The organism is Lysobacter sp. CA199, from assembly GCF_052078715.1.
Taxonomy (GTDB): Bacteria; Pseudomonadota; Gammaproteobacteria; order Xanthomonadales; family Xanthomonadaceae; genus Lysobacter.
The window spans coordinates 143,338-160,421 of record NZ_JBQJIL010000013.1 but is presented as its reverse complement, the minus strand read 5'-3'; the positions used below and the strand labels follow the sequence as shown (position 1 = coordinate 160,421).

Here is a 17,084-nt window from a genome sequence, read left to right as displayed (position 1 = left end):
CGATGGCCAAACAAACCGTCCAACCCGCTCAAGACGCCGTGCAAGCGCTGGTCCCCAAGTCCCTGCTGGGACTTGAGGCCGGCTTCGACATCGACAAGCTCACCGCGTGGGCGCAGACCACGGGGTTGAAGCTGCTCAGCGCCCTGGCGATCCTGCTGATCGGCCTGTGGCTGGCCAAGTGGCTGTCGCGCGCGCTCGAGCGGGCCATGACCCGCGCCAACATGGAAGTCACCCTGCGTGGCTTCCTGCGCAACATCGCCTATGCGGCGATGGTGGTGGTGATCGCGGTCGCCGCTCTGCAGCAGCTCGGCGTTCCGATGACCTCGGTGCTGGCGGTGCTCGGCGCCGCGGGCCTGGCGATCGGTCTGGCGCTGAAGGATTCGTTGTCCAACATCGCCTCGGGCGTGATGCTGATCGTGCTGCGCCCGTTCCGCGCCGGCGATCATGTGCAGGCCGCGGGCGTGGAAGGCACGGTCGAACAGATCCGCGTATTCCAGACCCGGCTGCGCACCATCGACAATCGGGTGATCGTGCTGCCCAACAGCCTGATCACCACCGCGGTCATCATCAATTTCACCGCCAATCCCAAGCGCCGGATCGATCTGACGGTCGGCGTGGGGTACGACGATGATTTGAAGACGGCGAAGGAAACGCTGCTGGCCTTGGCGACGGCGCATGCGAACGTGCTGCCCGATCCTGCGCCGGAGGTGCTGGTGACCGCATTGGCCGAAAGCAGCGTCAATCTGGAACTGCGCGCCTGGGTCAAGACCGCCAACCTGCTGCGCACCCGCAGCGATCTGGTCGAAGGCATTCGCAACGAGCTCATCGGCAAAGGCCTCAACATCCCGTACCCGCAGCGCGATTTGCACGTGTATCACCACGATGCCGATGGGCAGCCGATCGCGGAGCTGCTGACCAAGTCCATCGCCGACGATGGCGACGTGCCCGTGCCGGCGGCCAAGCCTAAGGTCTGATGGCTCGACCGGACCTGCGTCATCGCAGGCGGGGTTCGAAATCCCCGTTGAATTTCCCAACCCCGAATCGAGCTGCCGACCGCTTTTCACTCAACGCGGTCACTGAGCCGGATGAGATGGAGGAAATGCATCATGATCGACGGGGATTTGACGGCCGAGGCAGAGCTTGAACATGTTCGATTCGAATGAGCGGCAGGTGCTGACTGGACTGCTGAAACGACTGGGTCAACCCGATCCGCGGTTCCTCGCCAGCCGTTGGTTGATCGCTGCTGTTTGGCTAGTGCTTTTCCTGTTTTTTATAGTCTTCTTTCAGGTTGTCCAGCGCTACCAGATCGGTCCGATGGGCGTCGCCATCGTTTCGGCTGTTCTGGGTTTACTGACTGCTGTCGTGTTGCTCTATTCCTCTTCGGCCAGACAGTGGTCATGCATCCGAAAGCATCTGAATGAGCAGAGCATTCGAGCTCGCTTGAGCGAGCTGGACGGAGGTTGAGGGGGCGCGACTATCTGATCGGGTTAGCGCACCGTCGCGGTGCGGTAATGCTTCAGCCGGCGACCGAACCACTCGCGAACATCCGTGTCGCGGCTTGCGCCGCTTACAAGCCGATCGCTTCGCTTACACCGCTCGCTGTAGGAGCGGCGCAAGCCGCGACCGCGACATCACATCCACGACGAAAACACGACGCGTCGCCGTGGATCAGCCGCCCGATCCGCCCAGCTTCCCCATCGCCGCGCGGTAATGCTTGAGTTCGGCGATCGAATCCATCACGTCGCTCAACGCGGTGTGCTTGCTGTCCTTGCTCAGGCCGGCCAGCACGTCCGGCGCCCAGCGGCGCGCGAGTTCCTTGATCGTGCTGACGTCCAGATTGCGGTAGTGGAAGTACTTCTCCAGCCGCGGCATGCAGCGATGCAGGAAGCGGCGGTCCTGGCAGATCGAGTTGCCGCAGATCGGCGAGGTATTCGGCGAAACCCATTGGGCCAGGAAGTCGAGGGTGGCCTGTTCGGCCGCTTCCATCGGCACGCCCCGCTCCAGCACCCGCTTCCACAGCCCGGACTTGCCGTGCTGATTGCGATTCCATTCGTCCATCGCCCCCAGCCGTTCCAGCGGATGGGCGATGGCCAGCTCGGGCCCCTGCGCCAGCACGTTGAGCTGCGCGTCGGTGACCACGGTGGCGATCTCCAGGATCGAATCGCGGTCGGTATCCAGGCCGGTCATCTCCAGATCGATCCAGATCAGCCGGTGCTCGTGCCCAGTCTTATCGGTCATAGCCTCGCCGTCGTGTCCATGTCGCGGCATGATAGCCCACCGCCTCCCCGATACCGCCCCGCGATGAGCCCCGTCAACGCCCCCGACGTCCACTACGCGATCCTGACCGCGATGCTGGCCCCGGCCTTCTTCCTGACCGCGACCGCCTCGCTGCTGCTGTCGGCCAACAACCGCCTGGCGCGGGTGATCGACCGCGCACGGGTGCTGCTCAAGGAACTGGCCGAGACCGAGGACGCCGAGGAACGCGAGCTGATCGAGCGCCACATCCTGCGGCAGAAGAAACGCAGCCGCATCATTCTTCGCGGCAGCCAGCTGCTGTACACCGCGATCAGCTTCTTCGTCGGCACCAGCCTGACCGTGGCCGGCGACGCGGTGCTCGGCTACCGTCTGGGCGTGGTCCCAACCGTGCTGGCCGCGCTCGGCGTGCTGTCGATGTTCGCCGCCAGCCTGCTGCTGGCGCGCGAATCCTCGCTGGCGGTCGAGGCGGTCAACGAGGAGATGGACCACGGCCACGCCACCGCGGTCAAACGCTGGGCCAAGGCCCCGACCTGAGCCCAGGCACCGCCTCGCCGCCCCACCGTCCGCGCCCGAGCCCGCCAGCGCTCGAGCCGGCGCCCAATCCACGGAACCCGCCATGGCCGACCTGCTGCAACTGAGCTCTCACTACACCGTGGTCTCGGCGATGATCACCCCGGCGTTCTTCCTGACCGCCACCGCGTCCCTGCTGGTGTCCTCCAACAACCGCCTCGCCCGCGTGGTGGATCGCATGCGCCAGCAGTTGGCGACCCTGGAAGACACCGTCGACGAGCACGCCCGCCAGTATCTGGAAGCGCGCATCATCCAGCACCGGCGCCGGGTGCGGCTGATTCTGATCTGCCTGCAACTGCTGTACGGCGCGATGACCGCCTTCGTCGCCACCAGCCTGGCCATCGGCATCGATCAGTTCACCGATTACCGTCTGCGCGGCGTGCCCACCGGCCTGGCCATGTGCGGCGTGCTGCTGGTATTGGCCGCTTCGATCAACCTCGGCCGCGAGGCGCGGATGAGCGTGACCATGCTCGATGCAGAAGTGAAACGCGAGTTCGACCGCGACAACGGCCGCAAGAAGCGCGGCTGAGCCCCTGTCGCCGCCATGCGCGACTGATCCGCGGCGCCCGCGGAAAATCGGAACTGAGTCACAACTCAAACCCCGATCGCGTGCGGACCGCCGCCCATTTCGATGCGCAACATCCGTGCACGCACGAGCGTCGCGCAGCCTCGTCCGCCGCCATCCAATCCGCCCTGGGGCATGCGAACCCCAGGCCTCGACAGGCACCACCGGCCTGCGGGTAAAAAGGTCACTTTTCGCATGCCCGACGCGGCAACGACGGAATCGGGCCACCGGCCGGCCCGGCTGCTCGAACCGCGGCTGACGCTCCGTGTCCGCCAGCACAAACCGCATGAGCGCTACTCACAGTTCATCGCAGCGGCCGACGCCAGCTGGGCGACAGGAACCCCTTCTGCGACTGTCCGCACGAATCGCGACTCGCCGCCCCGGATATGCTGCACCTACGATCGACATGGAAACTGCAGCTCCGCGTGATAAACCGACTCTTCCGTTTCACGCGCGACGCGCACACGATCCATACGAACCTCACTCCCATCGCACAAAACGCGCGCAGGCCGCTATCTCCAGCACCCATGCGACGCAATAGATGCGAGCTAAGGTCGCATTGTGAAACAAAAATCGATGCCGCTATCTTACGGCTGCCTTTCGACCGTGGTCGCGCGCATCCCGCTCCGAGCGCCCTGGCGCATCGCCCGCGTGTCCGCCTAGCCGCGGTTCGAATCGCACTCATTCATCAACGCGCTCCAGGGGAATAATCCGATGTTTCTTCACTCGCTGCGGGTGCGCCTGCTGCTGCCCGTGCTGGCTTTGGTCCTGGTGTCCGTCGTCGCGCTGACCATCGCGCTGGCCATGATCCAGGCCCGTCACGTCCGCGACGACGCCGCGCAATCCATCGAACGGCGCACCTACGCCCTGCAGAGCCTGTTCGCGGTCACCCGCTCGGTCATGCTCGACCGCACCCACGACGCCATGCGCCTGCTGCGCAGCGAAGGCCGCCGCCTCGGCGCGCCCGCGCTCGGCGGCCGCGTCACCGTCGGCGGCCGCGCCGCCAACGACCTGGTGCTCGGCGGCGTCTCGCAGGCCAACAACTTCGCCCTGGTCGACGGCGTCACCGCCATCGCCGAGGGCACCGCCACGTTGTTCTCCCGCGACGGCGAAAACTTCGTCCGCGTGGCCACCAATGTGCGCAAGGATGACGGCAGCCGCGCCGTCGGCACTCAGCTCGATCCGGTCGGCCAGGTGATCCCGCACATCCGCAAGGGCGAAAACTTCTACGGCGTGGTCGACATCCTCGGCACCCCGTACGTCACCGGCTACGAGCCGATCTTCGCCGGCGACGACAGCCAGCGCGCGATCGGCGTGTGGTACGTCGGCTACAAGACCGATCTGCAAGCGCTCTCCACGGTGGTCGACGCCAGCCAGGTGCTGGATTCGGGCTTCATCGCGGTGTTCGACGGCAAGGGCAAGCTGCGCTTCCATTCCAAGGCCGGCGCCACCACCGATCCGGCCGAAATGGAACGCATCGCCACCCAAAGCCCCGAGGGCTGGGTGGTCATCCGGCAGGACGTCCCGGACTGGGGCTTCAGCCTGGTTTCGGCCTATCCCAAGAGCGACGTTGACAAGGCGATCCTGCGCCAGTCGCTGTGGATCGGCGGCATCGGCCTGTTGGTGTGCGTGCTGATCCTGGGCCTGCAGTGGGGCCTGATCTGGAGCCGAGTGCTCAAGCCGATCCAGCGCCTGACCACGGTGGCCGAGGAACTGAGCGTGGGCAAGTGGGGCCACAGCATCGAGGAAACCGAACTCAAGGACGAGATCGGCAAGCTCGCCCGCGCCATCTCGCGTCTGTCTTATAGTGTGCGCGTGGCGATGGAACGACTCGCCAAGCAAGCGCGCTGAAGGGACGTGCGATCGATTAACGCCTGGCCGGAGAGCCGTGCATGAGCAACGAGTTCCGACCACTGGTGCAGGTGCTGCGCGAGGTCAAGTCGCTGGCGCAAAAACGCGCCTCCGGCTTCGCCTACATCGTCACCGAAGACAATCACTCCTGCATCATCCGCCTGCACAACGGTCAGGTGCAGGAGGTGGTGTACCGCATGCTGCGCAACGAGGAAGCGGTGCAGCGATTGTCGATGGTCGCCGCGGCCAAGGTGCGTTTCGAAAACAGTGGCATCTCCGCGATGCCGCCGGGCCGGGCGCCGCTGAGCGACAGCACGGTGGAATGGCTGCTGGGCGGGTTCGAACAGGACCTGGCCCAGCACGCGGCACCGCCGCCGCCCGCCGCGCTGCCGACACCGTCCGGCGGCGGCGCGGCCACGGCGCCGCCGGCAGCGATGGTCAACCCGCGCGTGCGTCAGGCGATCGAACAGATCGCGCTGAATTATCTGGGGCCGATCGCCAGCATGTTGTGCGACGAGGCGTTCGCGGCGGCGGGCGGCGATCCGAACCGAGTCATCGCCCAACTCGCCGGCCAGTTGTATTCGCAGCAGGAAGCGCAACGCTTCACCGAAGAGGCGCGCAAGGCGCTGTTGGCATTGCGTTGATGCCGCATCGAAGCGTGCGGCACTCGATGCCGCCGCCCATGCGCGGCGCTCAGTCGGTCTTGCCGCGCTTGCGCCGGAAATAGGCGGTCAGCCGGGCTCCGGCCTCCTGCCCCAGCACCCCGCCCTGCACTGCAACGCGATGGTTGTGGCGCGGGTCGGCGAGCAGATCGAAGACGCTGCCGGCCGCGCCGGTCTTGGGATCGCTGGCGCCGTAAACCACGCGGGCGACACGGGCGTGCACCACCGCCATCGCGCACATCGCGCACGGCTCCAGGGTCACGTACAAGGTGGCGCCCAGCAAACGGTGGTTGCCGATGCGCTGGCCGCCTTCGCGCAAGGCGACGATCTCGGCATGCGCGCTGGGATCGAATTCGCCGATGTTGCGGTTCCAACCTTCGCCGAGCACTTCGCCGGTCGCCGACACCAACACCGCGCCGACCGGGATCTCGTCGTATTCGCGTTCGGCGCGCTCGGCCAGCGCCAATGCGTGGCGCATCCAGCGTTCGTCGATGTCGGGCGCGTGGGTCACTCGACGTAGATCCAGCTCTTGGCGTCGCTGCTTTGAGTCAGTATGCGGCCGTTGCGGCGGATCAGCCGATCGGTCCCGCGGGTGCGGCCGAGCATCACCTCGCCGAGCAGCATCTTGACCTCCAGGTCGACCGAGGCGGTCTTGCGATCGGGGGCCAGGTCGATCCCATGGATTTTCACCTTGTACTGCGGCTCCAGCAACCCGCCGGAGGCATCGCTGAGTTTCCTGAAACGGTCCATGCTTTCGACCGACATGCGACAGGTCTGCTCTTTATCGTAATCCTGCTGCGAACGCCCTTGCTGTTCGCCGTACATCACATGGGTCTGGCGATAGTCCGCGGTCATGCGGCTGCAGCCCCACTCGGCATCGAAGCGCTTCAGGGCCTCGACATGGTCGACGTAAAAAGCGCGGATCGCCGTTTCCGACATACACCGGTCGAAATGGAAATACCACAACGCCAGCCCGGCCAGCACCGCCAACAGCAGCCACTTTTTCATTCGCTTTCCCAGCGTCCTTGCATTGCATTCGTTATCGGAACGGTCGCAATCGAAGCGGGTCGCAATCGAACCCGGCCGCGACCGAATACGTATCGACAGGTGCCGTGGCGTTGCGCCGACGCCCATTCTAGGGCAAGTCGGCGCACGCGATGGACGCTAACCGGGCCGCGTCAGGCGCCGCGCAGGAAGTCCATCTTGCCCAGCGGCACGCCCTGGTGGCGCAGGATGCCGTAGGCGGTGGTGAGGTGAAAATAGAAGTTGGGCAGCACGAAACCGCGGATGTAGTCGCGCGCGGTGAACTTCAGCTCGCGGCCGCCGGGGCGGATCACGATCTCCCGCTCCTCCTGCCCGTCCATGCTCTCGGGCGCGATGGACTTGAGGAACTCGCCGGTCTTGGCGATCCGCGCGCGCAGTTCATCCAGGGTGGTTTCGGTATCGGGAAAACTCGGCGGCGCGATCCCCGCCAACCGCGCGGCGCCGAACTTGGCCGCGTCGCTGGCCGATTGCACCTGGCCGATCAGGGTGTACATATCGGGCGCCAGGCGCCCGCCGATCAGCACCGCAAGCTCGATGCCGTTTTCCTCGGCATAGGCCGCGCCTTTGTCGAGCAGATGGGACAGCACGTCCAGACCGCGGGAGAACGCGGGAACGGATATCTCGTACAGCGAGAGGCTCATGGGGAATCCTGTTTTCGTGGCGGGGAAACAGCAGGAAGCGGCGTTCGCCCAGACCGGACAAGGCCGGCGCGGCAGAGGCCGGACGCGAGTCTGAGCGCTTGCTTCGGGCCGGTCAACGAATTTAATATCGATCGCTATGGAAATAGGCGTTGCAAATCCGCAACCCGCCGGCGGCGAAGACGCGCCCGCGAAAAAGCCGTCGCGTCCGCGCGGGCGGCCGCGCGCGTTCGACCGCGAACAAGCCCTGGAAACGGCGATGCAGCTGTTCTGGAGCCAAGGCTACGAGGCCACCTCGCTGAGCGAACTGACCGCGGCGATGGGCATCGCCCCACCCAGCCTGTACGCGGCGTTCGGCAGCAAGGAGCAGTTGTTCCGCGAATCGGTGCAGCGCTATCTGCAGCAGTTCCGCAGCCGGCATGGCGGGGTGTTGAACGCGCCGGGACAGACCGCGCGCGGATCGTTCGAGCGTTTGTTCGCCCTCATCGCCGAGGGCTTCGGCGGTTGCCAATCGCGCAGCGGCTGCATGTTGGTCGCCGCCGAAGTCGGCGGCCTGGGCTCGGCCGCGCACTTACGCGAGGAACTGGCCGCGCACCGGCGCTCGATCGAAGCCGGATTCCGCGCCCGCATCGAGCAGGGCCAGCGCGAAGGCGACGTGACCGGCGCGATCGATGCCGCGGCATTGGCGAAGTTTCTGTCCGCGGTGGTGCAAGGCTTGTCGATCCAGGCCCGCGACGGCGCTACACCAACGCAACTGCTGGAGATATTGCGCACCGCGCTGCGGGCCTGGCCGGCGTCCTGAGCGGCGGTGCGCGCGGCTGATCGCGTCGCGCGCCGGGCGCGGGCGTTCGACCCGCCAATCCGCTCACGGTTGCAGGTAACGGCGCGCCGGAACCACGCCCAACCGCTCGCCGCGTCGCGGCGTCTGCGCGATGCGGTCGTACTGGGCCGCGCAAACCGCAGTCCGCTCGGTCAGGCCCTGCGCCTTGTCCATGCGCACGGCGACCTCGTGGCGCGAGGCCGCCGCCAACAGGTGCGGCAAGGCCAACAAAGCCGCGGCGATCGGCAGATATCTGGACATGGTGTTTCTCCTGATCGGACTCGGGTACTTGCCGGACGCGCCAAGCGCAGTTGTTCCGGCCTGCCTGACACGACGAACCAGGGGTGGCGGATTCGACATCCGCGGCGGACCGGTGCGATTGGGCCGATCCGCCGCTCGCCCAAGGCAGGCAATGCGGAACCGCCGCGACGCCCCGGCAGTGGGTCGATGCGAGCCAGAATACGGAGCATTGCGGACTGTTTTTGTCCTAAATGGCCGTGACCGAGGAGCCGGGGTGGATCGCCATCGCACCCGCCCCGCGGGGCGCGCGCGGCCGATCTTCCCGGGCCCGGCGCAAACGAAAACCGCCTGTGCGCGGGTGCGCACAGGCGGTCGGTGGTCCAGCGATCAACGCGCAACGCGCGCGCGACTCACTCCCATTCGATCGTCGCCGGCGGCTTGCCGCTGATGTCGTAGACCACCCGCGAAACCCCGCGCAGTTCATTGATGATGCGATTGGACACCGTGCCGAGGAAGTCGTACGGCAGATGCGCCCAATGCGCGGTCATGAAGTCGATGGTCTCGACCGCGCGCAGCGCGATCACCCATTCGTAAGCGCGCGCATCGCCGACCACGCCGACCGATTTGACCGGCAGGAACACCGCGAAGGCCTGGCTGGTCTTGTCGTACAGACCGGCCTTGCGCAGTTCGTCGATGTAGATGTGATCGGCCTTGGCCAACAGGTCGGCGTATTCGCGCTTGACCTCGCCGAGGATGCGCACGCCCAGACCCGGACCCGGGAACGGATGGCGGTAGACCATCTCGCGCGGCAGGCCGAGTTCGACGCCCAGGCGCCGCACTTCGTCCTTGAACAACTCGCGCAGCGGTTCGACCAGACCGAGCTTCATGTGCTCGGGCAGACCGCCGACGTTGTGATGGCTCTTGATGACGTGGGCCTTGCCGGTCTTGCTGCCGGCGGACTCGATCACGTCGGGATAAATCGTGCCCTGCGCCAGCCATTTGGCATTGGCGAGCTTCTGCGACTCTTCGTCGAAGATCTCGACGAACAGATTGCCGATGATCTTGCGCTTGGCTTCCGGATCGCTGACGCCGGCGAGTTTGTCGAAGTAACGGTCGGCGGCGTTGACGCGCACGACCTTGACGCCCATGTGCTCGGCGAACATCGCCATCACCTGGTCGCCTTCGTTGAAACGCAGCAAGCCGGTGTCGACGAACACACAGGTCAGCTGATCGCCGATCGCCTTGTGCAGGAGCGCTGCGACCACCGAGGAATCGACGCCACCGGACAGGCCGAGGACGACCTCGTCGCTGCCGACCTGCTCGCGCACGCGCGCGATCTGGTCGTCGATGATGTGCGCGGCGGTCCACAAGGTCTGACAGCCGCAGATGTCGACCACGAAGCGGCGCAGCAGGGTCTGACCCTGCTTGGTGTGAGTGACTTCGGGGTGGAACTGCACGCCGTACCAACGGCGCGCATCGTCGGCGAAGGCCGCGACCGGGATGCGGTCGGTCTTGGCGGTGACGACGAATCCTTCCGGCGCCTTGGCGACGTGATCGCCATGGCTCATCCACACGTCCAGGCGCGGCGGCGAACCGGGATGGTCCTTGAGCCCGTCGAACAGACGGTCCTGCGCCACCAACGAAACTTCCGCGTGGCCGAATTCGCGCTGATCCGCCGCTTCGGTCGCGCCGCCCAACTGCACCGCCATGGTCTGCATGCCGTAGCAGATGCCCAGGATCGGCAGGCCGGAGTCGAACACTTGTTGCGGCGCGCGCGGCGAATCGACTTCGGTGGTCGATTCCGGGCCGCCCGACAGGATGATGCCCTTGGCGCCGTAAGCGGCGATTTCGGCCGGATCGTGGTCCCAGGCCCAGATTTCGCAATAGACGCCGAGTTCGCGGATGCGTCGCGCGATCAACTGCGTGTACTGCGCGCCGAAGTCGAGGATCAGGATCTTGTCGCTATGGATGTCGGTCATGGGGGCCGGGATTCGGGAGTGGGGATTCGGGATTCGTCAAAGCGGAACGCTGGGGATCGGGATGAGGATCGGCTTCACCGAATCTCAAATCCCCAATCCCGAATCCCGCGCGCCGGCTTCAGCCGGCGCGATAGTTCGGCGGTTCCTTGGTGATCTGCACATCGTGCACATGGCTCTCGCGCGCGCCGGCGTTGGTGATGCGCACGAAGCTGGGCTTCTTGCGCATCTCCTCGATGGTCGCGCAGCCCACGTAGCCCATCGTCGCGCGCAGGCCGCCGGCGAGTTGGTGGACCACGCCGCCTAGCGAACCGCGGTACGGCACGCGGCCTTCGATGCCTTCGGGCACCAGCTTGTCGGCGTCCGAGGCGTCCTGGAAATAACGGTCCTTGGAGCCCTGCTCCATCGCGCCCAGGCTGCCCATGCCGCGATAGCTCTTGTAGCTGCGGCCCTGGAACAGTTCGATTTCGCCCGGCGCTTCCTCGGTGCCGGCGAACAAGCCGCCGACCATGACCGTGGACGCGCCGGCGACCAGCGCCTTGCCGATATCGCCCGAATAGCGAATGCCGCCGTCGGCGATCAGCGGAATGCGATCCTGCAGCGCCTCGGCGACCATCGCCACCGCGGTCACCTGCGGTACGCCGACGCCCGCGACCACGCGCGTGGTGCAGATCGAACCCGGACCCACGCCGACCTTGACCGCATCGGCGCCGTGATCCATCAACGCCAACGCCGCGTCGCCGGTGACGATATTGCCGCCGATCACCTGCAACTGCGGGAAGTTCTTCTTGACCCACTTCACCCGGTCGAGCACGCCCTGCGAATGGCCGTGCGCGGTATCGACCACGATCACGTCGACGCCAGCCGCGGCGAGGGCTTCCACGCGCGCCTCGGTGTCGCCGCCGACGCCGACCGCCGCGCCGACCAGCAAGCGCTCGGCGCTGTCCTTGGCGGCGTTGGGGTTGTCGGTCTTTTTCTGGATGTCCTTGACCGTGATCAGGCCGCGCAGCTCGAAGCCGTCGTTGACCACCAGGATTTTTTCGATGCGGTGCTTGTGCAACAGCTGCAGCACTTCTTCGTCGCTGGCGCCTTCGTGCACGGTGACCAGGCGATCGCGCTTGGTCATGATGTGGCGGACCGGATCGTCGAGCTTGGTCTCGAAGCGCATGTCGCGGCTGGTGACGATGCCGACCAGCTGGCCGCCATCGACCACCGGCACGCCGGAGATATTGCGCGCGCGGGTCAGCTTGAGCACTTCGCCGATGGTCGTTGCCGGCCCCACGGTGAACGGCTCGCGGATCACCCCGGCCTCGAATTTCTTGACCTTGGCGACCTGCGCGGCCTGGGCTTCCAGGCTCATGTTCTTGTGCAGGATGCTGATGCCGCCGAGCTGCGCCAGCGCGATCGCGAGGCGGGCTTCGCTGACCGTGTCCATGGCCGCCGACAGAATCGGCAGACGGATCGACAGGTCGCGGGTCAGGCGGGTGGAGAGATTTACGTCCTTAGGCAGGACGTTCGAATGCGCGGGGACGAGAGAGACATCGTCGTAAGTAAGCGCTTCAGCCTGGATGCGCAGCATGGGCGGGCCCGGGAGGATGAAGCGCGCCATTCTAACCCGAACCGGGGGTCGGGCGCTGAATTTTGGGGCTCTGGTGGCGGAAATCGGCGTTCCACCCACAGTGAATCCGGCCCCGCCCTCTGGCAGGCCCGAAGTCTTTTATGGGAGGGGTTTTCAATCCCGACTGCTTTACCCGCGAGGCTTCCATGAGGCTTCGCCACCGCTGAAGCAGTCGGGGCTGAAAGCCCCTCCCACAAAAGACCTCGAAGCCCAAACCAACCCGATCCTGACCTGATCTGGCCTGCCCCAGGCCTTACTGGCGAATCAGGCCTGGCCCGCCGCCTCGGCCGCTTCCAGCGTGTTCTGCATCAAGGTCGCGACCGTCATCGGCCCGACCCCGCCGGGCACCGGGGTGATCCAGCTGGCGCGCTGGGCGGCGGCCTCGAAGCCGATGTCGCCGACCAGGCGGCCGTCGTCGAGGCGGTTGATGCCCACGTCGATCACCACCGCCCCCGGCTTGACCCACTCGCCCGGGATCAGGCCAGGCCGGCCGGCCGCGACCACCAGGATGTCGGCGCCGCGCACCGAGGCTTCCAGCACCGCCGGCGGGGTGAATTTATGGCAGCTGGTGACCGTACAGCCGGCGATCATCAGCTCCAGCGCCATCGGCCGGCCGACGTGATTGCTGACCCCGACGATGGTCGCGCTCTGCCCGCGCACCGGCCGGTCGGTGTAGCCCAGCAGCATGGTGATGCCGCGCGGCGTGCACGGCCGCAGGCCGAACTGGCGCAGCGCCAGATGACCGACGTTTTCCGGATGGAAGCCGTCCACGTCTTTCTTCGGATCGATGCGGTGGATCAACGCGGTCGCGTCGCGCCGGTCCGGCAGCGGCAACTGCACCAGGATGCCGTGGACATCGGGATCGGCGTTGAGCTGGTCGATCAGGGCCAGGAGTTGATCGTTGCCGGTATCGGCCGGCAGGTCGTAGTCGATCGCGCGGATGCCGACCTTCTGCGCGGCGCGGCGCTTGTTGCGCACGTACACGGCGGAGGCCGGATCGGCGCCGACCAGCACCACCGCCAGCCCGGGTCGCGACAGGCCGGCGGCGACGCGCGCATCGACCTGGGCCTTGAGATTGTCGAGCAGGTCTTCGGCGATGCGCTTGCCGTCGAGAATGCGGGCCGGGTGCGATGCGGACGTCATGCGGGGTCGATGGCTCTGCGGTAGAGTCGGGGCCGCGCATTATCGCCGATTCTTCCGCGCGAATTCGCCGATTCCACCACCTATCGCAGCGCGAGCCCCGCCATGAGCCACCCCGCCCCGCCCTCCGAGCACGCCCCCTTGGACCATGAGACCACCGCGATCGAGGCCGCCGCCTTCCGCCGCCTGCTCGCGCACCTGATGCACGAGCGCCGCGACGTGCAGAACATCGACCTGATGATCCTGGCCGGCTTCTGCCGCAACTGCCTGGCCGACTGGTACCGCGAAGCCGCGCAGGCGCGCGGCATCGCCATGAGCAAGGACGAAGCCCGCGAAGCGATCTACGGCATGCCGTTCGGCGAATGGAAGGCCCAGTTCCAGAAGGACGCGACGCCGGAGCAACTGGCCGCGTTCGAAGCCGCGCAAAAACACCACGACTGAGCGCCGGCGCGGATTCTGGGTGTAGGAGCGGCGCTAGCCGCGACCGCGACACCGCGGCTACGGCGAAAGCACGCGGTAGCTGCGATCTCGCAGTCGGGGCTGAAGCCCCTCCCACAAAAGATTCCGCAATAACGTCGTCGCCGCGAGGTTTTTTGTGGGAGGGGCTTCAGCCCCGACTGCGACATTGCAGTGCCCGCGCGGGCTCGCCTGGGCCGAAGCAGTCGGAGAACTTCAGCGAAGTTCATCGCTTCGGTTGGCCAAGTAGTATCAGCCCCCTTCGGCTGGACGAATCCCTGGCGCATTCGGATTAGGACACCGCGGCACCCCCGACCCGACCACGCATTGCACGCAGCACCCCGACGGTTGCTGCGAGGCCGGCGCCTGCTGCGGCGCGAACAACGGCACGGGCGGCACCAGTTGCGCCAGCGAAGCGTCCGGCTTGAGCTTGAGCAACACCGCCCAGTCGAGCTTGTTCATATCGCACGCTGCGGCGGTGTCGGGCGAGCACTCGACCTGGGTCTCGCTGCGCAGCGGCAGCGGCCAGAACTGGTTGTTGCGGTTGACCGCCATCAGCCGCATCGTCGCGCCCTGCTGGACGTTGCCGCCGATCAGATAGGCCTTGCCGTCGTTGCCCGGATTGACCGCGACGACGATGTCGCAATGCATGTTGAGCCCGCCGCCGGCGCCGTCGAGCGCCGCCATCAATCCCTGATAGCCATAGACCCGATTGCTGGAACGCACCGCGCACAGCAGATCGCCAGGCGCGGCCGCCGAGCTGGCCGGATCCAGGTACAGGAACGGGCTCTGGTCCTGGGCGCGGTAGGCATCGCGCACATAGTCGTAATGGCTGGCCGAAGGCCGGAAACCCGGCACGCCGGCCTTCATCATCACGTAGGAGACGAATGCGGCCGACCACGGGTTGTCGATCAGGAACGCGCGGCAGGCCACGGTCGAGTAACCGCTGCCGTAAGGATCGAAGCACTGGTCGGCGCCGGCGAACCCGCTCATACGCTGCAGCAGGCCGGTGTCGCGCCAGTAGCCGGCGACACGGCGCCAGGTTTCGGTGGCGCCGTCTTCCAGGCGCGAGGTCTCGGCCTCGCTGAGGGTCGCGCTGGCCAGCCGGCCCTGGGTGTCGATGAAGGGCCGGAACCACTGCAGATTTTCCTGGCAGGCAGCCGCGGCGACGCGGGTCGCCGCATCGGCCGCGCCGCCCTGCGCGCGCAGCGCCGGACAGGCATCGGCGGCCCGCGCCGAGGTGAACGGCGCGCCCAACGCGGCCAGTGCGGCCAGAATGGGCAAAGCCAGGGCGAACTTGTGCGACATCATCGATCTCCGGAGGGCGATGCGTCCGCGCCACGCGCGAATGCAGGGTTGCTCGGCAGGACTTCGAATGAGCCGCCTGCGGCCAGCCTAGTCATTGTCCGTGCAAGTCGCGTGATCGCGCGAGCGCGCCGTGTCCACGCTGCGCTGGCGGGCATCGGCGCGGCGGGTTATCGTCGCAGCCATCGCACACCGCATTCGCGGCCTCTTGCGGCCGCAGACGGTGCGTCTCCCGCCCCGCTAGGAAGGCTTCCGCATCGATGGCACGCAACCCCCGCATGCTCCAATCCCTCGCCGCTATCGCCGGCGTGGCCGCCGCTGGATACCTCAGCATCTGCGGCTGGATGTATTTCAAACAACGCGAACTGATGTATTTCCCGCAAGGCACCCGGCTCGGCTCGGACATGACCGACTACACGGTCGAGCGCGGCGACATCGTGCTGCGCGGCTGGCGCCTCAACAGCGGACGCGACAAGGCGCTGATCTATTTCGGCGGCAACGCCGAGCGCGTCGAGAACATGCGCGAGACGCTGGCGCAGTGGTTTCCCGACCGCACGATCTACCTGCTGTCCTACCGCGGCTTCGGCGCCAGCGACGGCGCGCCCGAGGAAACGGCCTTGTTCGCCGATGCGCTGGCGATCTTCGACCAGGTCGCGCGCGAGCATCCCAAGCAACCGGTCGCGGTGATCGGCCGCAGCCTGGGCAGCGGCGTGGCCAGCTATGTCGCCGGCAAGCGGCCGGTGCATCGGCTGGCGCTGGTGACGCCGTTCGACAGCCTCAGCGAAACCGCGCAGGCGCATTACAGTTGGCTGCCGACCCGTTGGCTGGTGCGCGACCGTTACGATTCCATCACCAATCTGCGCGGCTATTTCGGCCCGATCCTGGTGGTGCGCGCGACCGCCGACGACGTGATCCCGCCGGCCAACACCAGCCGCCTGATCCATTCCTTGCAAACCCGCCCGCAGGGCGTAGACGTGGTCCAGCTGAAAGGCGCAGACCATCACAACATCGCTCTGTATCCCGAGTACGGTCAGGCGTTGAAGGAGTTCATCGACTGAGCGAAACGGCGCGCTGACACCGGCGAAGTCCGGCCGGTTACGCGCGCTCCCTACCGTTTCACAACCACGAAGGCGCGACCATGGAACGCAACGCGATCCAGCCCACCCAAGTTTCGTATGCACAAGCGCACGAGATCAGCGGTTTCCAGCGCTTGTTGTTCATCAGCGGCCAGTTGCCCCAGTGCGAGAAATGCGTGCTGCCCAAGGACTTCGACGGTCAGTGCCGGCGCGCCTGGGCCAACGTCGAGCATCAGCTCAAACAGGCCGGGATGGATTTCAGCAATCTGGTCAAGGTCACCACGTATCTCAGCGAGCGCCGGCTGCGCCAGCGCAACTACGAGATCCGCCACGAAATCCTCGGCGCGCACACGCCGGCGCTGACGGTCGTCATCACCGACTTGTACGAGGAAGGCTGGATGGTCGAGATCGAGGCGGTCGCGGCGGCCTGAGCGGACGATCTGCGGATTCGGATTATTCGGATTCGGATTCGGATTCGGATTCGGATTCGGGATCGGGATCGGGATCGGGATCGGGATCGGGATTCGGGATTCGGGATTCGGGATTCGAGGTTCGGGATTCGAGGTTCGAGGTTCGAGGTTCGAGGTTCGAGGTTCGGCGATGATCCGCCCGAACGGTCGTCGCGCGCGAACTCGCAAACCCGAGCGCCGTGCGCGAGGCCTATTGTGGGAGGGGCTTCAGCCCCGACGCTTTTCGACCCGATGCGGTGAAAGCGCACTGCGATCGGATCGAAAAGCGTCGGGGCTGAAGCCCCTCCCACAACAGACCTCGCAATTCGACGCGCAGCCGAAGCGGATCGGCCGACGCTACGGCACGACTGCTTCAACGCAGCTGCTTCAAGGCAACCGCATCAAGGCCGGTGATCCA

General features: G+C 66.3%; 20 protein-coding genes and 1 pseudogene. 11 read left to right on the top strand and 10 right to left on the bottom strand.

Annotated elements, in window-relative coordinates; translation table 11 throughout:
- Positions 1 to 2 precede the first annotated feature (2 nt).
- Positions 3 to 974 (top strand): mechanosensitive ion channel family protein, encoded by a 972-nt coding sequence (locus tag ACTOWJ_RS23215; RefSeq protein WP_441336989.1) that lies wholly within the window; start codon positions 3 to 5, stop codon positions 972 to 974.
- A gap of 166 nt (positions 975 to 1,140) precedes the next feature.
- Complete coding sequence (locus ACTOWJ_RS23210; RefSeq protein WP_441336988.1) at positions 1,141 to 1,464, top strand: hypothetical protein; 324 nt, start codon at positions 1,141 to 1,143, stop codon at positions 1,462 to 1,464.
- 204 nt (positions 1,465 to 1,668) lie between these two features.
- On the opposite strand, the gene orn is transcribed toward ACTOWJ_RS23210, so the two are convergent.
- Entirely contained in the window at positions 1,669 to 2,238 is a 570-nt protein-coding gene (gene orn / locus ACTOWJ_RS23205; protein WP_441336987.1) for an oligoribonuclease, read from the bottom strand.
- A 63-nt stretch (positions 2,239 to 2,301) separates the two neighbouring features.
- On the opposite strand from orn, the gene ACTOWJ_RS23200 reads away from it, so the two are divergent.
- From ACTOWJ_RS23200 to ACTOWJ_RS23185, 4 genes are all read left to right on the top strand, one after another.
- On the top strand, positions 2,302 to 2,790 hold the full coding sequence (locus ACTOWJ_RS23200; protein ID WP_441336986.1) for a DUF2721 domain-containing protein: 489 nt from the start codon (positions 2,302 to 2,304) through the stop codon (positions 2,788 to 2,790).
- An 82-nt stretch (positions 2,791 to 2,872) separates the two neighbouring features.
- Entirely contained in the window at positions 2,873 to 3,355 is a 483-nt protein-coding gene (locus ACTOWJ_RS23195) for a DUF2721 domain-containing protein (protein ID WP_441336985.1), read from the top strand.
- A gap of 750 nt (positions 3,356 to 4,105) precedes the next feature.
- Positions 4,106 to 5,242, top strand: a complete 1,137-nt coding sequence (locus ACTOWJ_RS23190; protein WP_441336984.1) for a Cache 3/Cache 2 fusion domain-containing protein — start codon at positions 4,106 to 4,108, stop codon at positions 5,240 to 5,242.
- A gap of 41 nt (positions 5,243 to 5,283) precedes the next feature.
- Positions 5,284 to 5,886, top strand: a complete 603-nt coding sequence (locus ACTOWJ_RS23185; RefSeq protein WP_441336983.1) for a hypothetical protein — start codon at positions 5,284 to 5,286, stop codon at positions 5,884 to 5,886.
- A 49-nt stretch (positions 5,887 to 5,935) separates the two neighbouring features.
- Here the strand turns inward: ACTOWJ_RS23185 and tadA are convergent, their stop codons facing one another.
- The 3 genes from tadA to ACTOWJ_RS23170 form a co-directional block, all read right to left on the bottom strand.
- Positions 5,936 to 6,415 carry a tRNA adenosine(34) deaminase TadA gene (gene tadA / locus ACTOWJ_RS23180; RefSeq protein ID WP_441336982.1) on the bottom strand — a complete coding sequence of 160 codons (480 nt, stop codon included), beginning with the start codon at positions 6,413 to 6,415 and terminating at the stop codon, positions 5,936 to 5,938.
- Positions 6,412 to 6,912 (bottom strand): hypothetical protein, encoded by a 501-nt coding sequence (locus ACTOWJ_RS23175; protein WP_441336981.1) that lies wholly within the window; start codon positions 6,910 to 6,912, stop codon positions 6,412 to 6,414. The genes tadA and ACTOWJ_RS23175 overlap by 4 nt, the downstream gene beginning before the upstream one ends.
- Positions 6,913 to 7,082: 170 nt before the next feature.
- Positions 7,083 to 7,589, bottom strand: coding sequence for a DUF1993 domain-containing protein (locus ACTOWJ_RS23170; RefSeq protein ID WP_441336980.1), 507 nt, complete (start codon positions 7,587 to 7,589; stop codon positions 7,083 to 7,085).
- Between the two features lie 136 nt (positions 7,590 to 7,725).
- Here ACTOWJ_RS23170 and ACTOWJ_RS23165 point away from each other — a divergent pair, with 136 nt between their 5' ends.
- A complete protein-coding gene (locus tag ACTOWJ_RS23165; RefSeq protein ID WP_441336979.1) occupies positions 7,726 to 8,388 on the top strand; it encodes a TetR/AcrR family transcriptional regulator in 663 nt (220 codons plus the stop codon).
- A gap of 63 nt (positions 8,389 to 8,451) precedes the next feature.
- Here ACTOWJ_RS23165 and ACTOWJ_RS23160 read toward each other — a convergent pair whose 3' ends face one another.
- From ACTOWJ_RS23160 to folD, 4 genes are all read right to left on the bottom strand, one after another.
- A complete protein-coding gene (locus ACTOWJ_RS23160) occupies positions 8,452 to 8,667 on the bottom strand; it encodes a hypothetical protein (protein WP_441336978.1) in 216 nt (71 codons plus the stop codon).
- A gap of 389 nt (positions 8,668 to 9,056) precedes the next feature.
- Positions 9,057 to 10,625 (bottom strand): glutamine-hydrolyzing GMP synthase, encoded by a 1,569-nt coding sequence (gene guaA / locus ACTOWJ_RS23155; RefSeq protein WP_441336977.1) that lies wholly within the window; start codon positions 10,623 to 10,625, stop codon positions 9,057 to 9,059.
- Positions 10,626 to 10,743: 118 nt separating this feature from the next.
- Positions 10,744 to 12,201, bottom strand: coding sequence for an IMP dehydrogenase (guaB, locus tag ACTOWJ_RS23150; RefSeq protein ID WP_441336976.1), 1,458 nt, complete (start codon positions 12,199 to 12,201; stop codon positions 10,744 to 10,746).
- A gap of 303 nt (positions 12,202 to 12,504) precedes the next feature.
- Positions 12,505 to 13,383: a bifunctional methylenetetrahydrofolate dehydrogenase/methenyltetrahydrofolate cyclohydrolase FolD gene (gene folD, locus ACTOWJ_RS23145; protein ID WP_441336975.1), complete on the bottom strand. Its 879-nt coding sequence runs from the start codon at positions 13,381 to 13,383 to the stop codon at positions 12,505 to 12,507.
- 102 nt (positions 13,384 to 13,485) lie between these two features.
- Between folD and ACTOWJ_RS23140 the strand changes: the two genes are divergently transcribed.
- A complete protein-coding gene (locus ACTOWJ_RS23140) occupies positions 13,486 to 13,821 on the top strand; it encodes a DUF1244 domain-containing protein (RefSeq protein WP_441336974.1) in 336 nt (111 codons plus the stop codon).
- A gap of 267 nt (positions 13,822 to 14,088) precedes the next feature.
- On the opposite strand, the gene ACTOWJ_RS23135 is transcribed toward ACTOWJ_RS23140, so the two are convergent.
- The gene (locus tag ACTOWJ_RS23135) at positions 14,089 to 15,144 is read right to left on the bottom strand and encodes a DUF2272 domain-containing protein (RefSeq protein ID WP_441336973.1); all 1,056 of its coding nucleotides are present in this window, start codon (positions 15,142 to 15,144) and stop codon (positions 14,089 to 14,091) included.
- A 275-nt stretch (positions 15,145 to 15,419) separates the two neighbouring features.
- Between ACTOWJ_RS23135 and ACTOWJ_RS23130 the strand changes: the two genes are divergently transcribed.
- Positions 15,420 to 16,199 carry an alpha/beta hydrolase gene (locus ACTOWJ_RS23130; RefSeq protein ID WP_441336972.1) on the top strand — a complete coding sequence of 260 codons (780 nt, stop codon included), beginning with the start codon at positions 15,420 to 15,422 and terminating at the stop codon, positions 16,197 to 16,199.
- Between the two features lie 80 nt (positions 16,200 to 16,279).
- Entirely contained in the window at positions 16,280 to 16,648 is a 369-nt protein-coding gene (locus tag ACTOWJ_RS23125) for a RidA family protein (RefSeq protein ID WP_441336971.1), read from the top strand.
- Here ACTOWJ_RS23125 and ACTOWJ_RS23120 read toward each other — a convergent pair.
- On the bottom strand, positions 16,534 to 16,977 hold the full coding sequence (locus tag ACTOWJ_RS23120; RefSeq protein WP_441337091.1) for a DUF6053 domain-containing protein: 444 nt from the start codon (positions 16,975 to 16,977) through the stop codon (positions 16,534 to 16,536). The genes ACTOWJ_RS23125 and ACTOWJ_RS23120 overlap by 115 nt on opposite strands.
- Between ACTOWJ_RS23120 and ACTOWJ_RS23115 the strand changes: the two are divergent.
- Positions 16,937 to 17,080 (top strand): annotated as a pseudogene (locus ACTOWJ_RS23115) (DUF6053 domain-containing protein); the annotation flags it as partial. The gene ACTOWJ_RS23120 and the pseudogene ACTOWJ_RS23115 sit on opposite strands and share 41 nt — an antisense overlap.
- Between the last annotated feature and the right edge of the window lie 4 nt (positions 17,081 to 17,084).

Excerpts from the sequence above, each read along its gene's own strand:
- ACTOWJ_RS23215 (WP_441336989.1), top strand. The coding sequence starts at position 3 with ATGGCCAAACAAACCGTCCAACCCGCTCAAGACGCCGTGCAAGCGCTG.
- orn (WP_441336987.1), bottom strand. The coding sequence starts at position 2,238 with ATGACCGATAAGACTGGGCACGAGCACCGGCTGATCTGGATCGATCTG.
- ACTOWJ_RS23200 (WP_441336986.1), top strand. The coding sequence starts at position 2,302 with ATGAGCCCCGTCAACGCCCCCGACGTCCACTACGCGATCCTGACCGCG.
- ACTOWJ_RS23195 (WP_441336985.1), top strand. The coding sequence starts at position 2,873 with ATGGCCGACCTGCTGCAACTGAGCTCTCACTACACCGTGGTCTCGGCG.
- ACTOWJ_RS23190 (WP_441336984.1), top strand. The coding sequence starts at position 4,106 with ATGTTTCTTCACTCGCTGCGGGTGCGCCTGCTGCTGCCCGTGCTGGCT.
- ACTOWJ_RS23185 (WP_441336983.1), top strand. The coding sequence starts at position 5,284 with ATGAGCAACGAGTTCCGACCACTGGTGCAGGTGCTGCGCGAGGTCAAG.
- ACTOWJ_RS23175 (WP_441336981.1), bottom strand. The coding sequence starts at position 6,912 with ATGAAAAAGTGGCTGCTGTTGGCGGTGCTGGCCGGGCTGGCGTTGTGG.
- ACTOWJ_RS23170 (WP_441336980.1), bottom strand. The coding sequence starts at position 7,589 with ATGAGCCTCTCGCTGTACGAGATATCCGTTCCCGCGTTCTCCCGCGGT.
- ACTOWJ_RS23165 (WP_441336979.1), top strand. The coding sequence starts at position 7,726 with ATGGAAATAGGCGTTGCAAATCCGCAACCCGCCGGCGGCGAAGACGCG.
- ACTOWJ_RS23160 (WP_441336978.1), bottom strand. The coding sequence starts at position 8,667 with ATGTCCAGATATCTGCCGATCGCCGCGGCTTTGTTGGCCTTGCCGCAC.
- guaA (WP_441336977.1), bottom strand. The coding sequence starts at position 10,625 with ATGACCGACATCCATAGCGACAAGATCCTGATCCTCGACTTCGGCGCG.
- guaB (WP_441336976.1), bottom strand. The coding sequence starts at position 12,201 with ATGCTGCGCATCCAGGCTGAAGCGCTTACTTACGACGATGTCTCTCTC.
- folD (WP_441336975.1), bottom strand. The coding sequence starts at position 13,383 with ATGACGTCCGCATCGCACCCGGCCCGCATTCTCGACGGCAAGCGCATC.
- ACTOWJ_RS23140 (WP_441336974.1), top strand. The coding sequence starts at position 13,486 with ATGAGCCACCCCGCCCCGCCCTCCGAGCACGCCCCCTTGGACCATGAG.
- ACTOWJ_RS23135 (WP_441336973.1), bottom strand. The coding sequence starts at position 15,144 with ATGTCGCACAAGTTCGCCCTGGCTTTGCCCATTCTGGCCGCACTGGCC.
- ACTOWJ_RS23130 (WP_441336972.1), top strand. The coding sequence starts at position 15,420 with ATGCTCCAATCCCTCGCCGCTATCGCCGGCGTGGCCGCCGCTGGATAC.
- ACTOWJ_RS23125 (WP_441336971.1), top strand. The coding sequence starts at position 16,280 with ATGGAACGCAACGCGATCCAGCCCACCCAAGTTTCGTATGCACAAGCG.